Source organism: Holdemanella sp., assembly GCF_056804935.1.
The window spans coordinates 1-2,220 of the sequence record NZ_DBMEXE010000249.1; the positions used below are offsets into that span (position 1 = coordinate 1).

At 32.2% G+C, this 2,220-nt stretch carries 2 protein-coding genes; both read left to right on the top strand.

What is annotated here, in order from left to right:
• Positions 1-24: 24 nt before the first annotated feature.
• On the top strand, positions 25-1,146 hold the full coding sequence (locus tag ACZQCL_RS08910; protein ID WP_482482886.1) for a DUF234 domain-containing protein: 1,122 nt from the start codon (positions 25-27) through the stop codon (positions 1,144-1,146).
• A 38-nt stretch (positions 1,147-1,184) separates the two neighbouring features.
• Positions 1,185-2,220 (top strand): M3 family metallopeptidase (locus ACZQCL_RS08915; RefSeq protein WP_482482888.1); only part of this gene is annotated, 1,036 nt, incomplete at its 3' end.

A 2,220-nucleotide genomic window follows, 5' to 3' on the forward strand; every position in this document is an offset into this window, starting at 1 on the left:
GTTTGATTGGGTATTGGAAGTGTGATGAAGGAAAAGGAAATGTTAGAAACAAATCAAAAAATAGTTCTTGCGATTGATGAATATCCATATTTAGCTGAAAGCTATCCCCCTATTTCTTCTATTATTCAAAAGCATATTGATTTGTGTTGGAAAGATAAAAATATGTTTCTAATTCTGTGTGGTTCTAGTATGAGTTTCATGGAAAATCAAGTATTGGGATATAAAAGCCCGTTATATGGACGAAGAAGTGCACAATTTAAAATCACACCTTTCACATATTTAGAAACGCAAAAAATGCTTGTGAATTATGATCAAGAAAGTCAGGCAATCGCATATGGCATAACAGGAGGAATTCCTGAATATCTCTCAAAAATAGATACAAACAAATCTTTGGATGAGAATATATTGGATTTGTTTTTTGATGATAATGGAGCATTATTTGAGGAAGCAACTAATCTTTTAAAACAAGAAATGCGCAATCCCGCAAGCTACAATAGTATACTTGGTGCCATAGCTTCAGGGGCTAGTCGTTTAAATGAAATCGCAAATAAAGTGGGTCTAGATACATCTGCTTGTAGTGGTTTATTGAAGTCTTTGATCGAATTAAACATAGTCGAGAAAATATATCCTGTTACTGAAAAAGAATCAAGTCGAAAAACAATATATGAGATAAAAGACACAATGTTTTTGTTTTGGTACAAATTTGTAAGGCCAAATTATTCAAATATACAAATGGGTTTAGGTCATATTATTTATGATCAATGCGTTAAACCAAAAATATCCGATTATATGGGATATGTTTTTGAAAAAATGAGTACTGAATATTTGTATCAGAAACAAGTTTTCCTGACATTACCATTTATTCCGGAAAAGATTGGAACGTGGTGGGGAAATGATCCAACAAGAAAAGAAGAAGCAGAAATCGATATCGTAGCGATAAATTCAGATTCGTGCTTATTGTGTGAATGTAAGTGGAGAAATAAAGAATTAGACAGTCGAGTTTTAACTGTTTTAAATAGTCGAAAAGATATCTTTAAATACAAAAATAAGAGTTTAATGGCATTTTCTAAATCTGGCTTTACAGAAGATGCGATAGAATACGCAAAAAATAATGATATTCGATTAGTTTCGTTTGAAATGATGTAGATGTGCTACAATAGACATATTAATGGAGGTTGTTTATTGTGAAGCGTAATGAACAAAAGGTAGAAAATACTTGGAAAACAGAAGATATATTTAAAGATGAAGCTGCATTTCTAGCTTGCTTAGAAACTTGTAAAGAATTAGGGAATGAGTTTTGTGCATACGATGGAAAATTGGATGATGCATCCAACTTATTATCATTTTTAAAAGGATATGAAAAATTAACATGTCTATTAGATGATTGCTTAGGCTATTCTTCTTTGTTGTCAGATCAAGATACGGCAGATGCCCATCATCAAGAATTAAAAGGAAAAGCCAATGCATTAGCGGTTGATATTTTTACTAAGCTATCTTTTAGTGATGTACAAATCATGCAGATTGAAAATTTAGAGTCCTTTTATGCATCTGAACCCATCTTAGAAAGATATCGTGTATATCTAGAAGAAGTATGTCGTTTAAAAGAACACGTATTATCTGAAACAGAAGAAAAATTAATGGCATCCAGCTCATTGATGCAGGATACGCCTTATTCAATTTTTGGAATGTTGAACAATGCGGATTTAAAATTTGAAGATGCGATCGATTCAAAAGGAAATAAGCACACTTTAACTACAGGTACATTTATCCATATGTTAGAGCAGGAAGATGAAGTGTTAAGAGAGAGTGCATATCGTAATTTTTATGCAGGTTATGGTTCTATGATCCATACTTTAGCTGCTTGTTTAAATGGACAGACAAATCAGTTGAAATTTAATAGTACAGCACGTAAATATGCATCGAGTTTAGAATGTGCAGTCGATGCGAATAATGTTTCACCAAGAGTGTATGAACAATTGATTGAAACGGTACACAAAAATATTCATGTTTTACATAAATATATGCGAGTACGTAAAGAAGTTATGAAGAAAGAGAAACTTCATATGTATGATCTATATGTGCCTATGGTCAATGAATGTAATGTTCCTGTATCTTTTGAGCAGGCTAAAGAAGATGTCTTACATTCCATTCAATTGTATGGAACTGAATATGCCAAAGTGTATGAAAGAGGATTGAATTCGCGTTGGATCGATGTATATG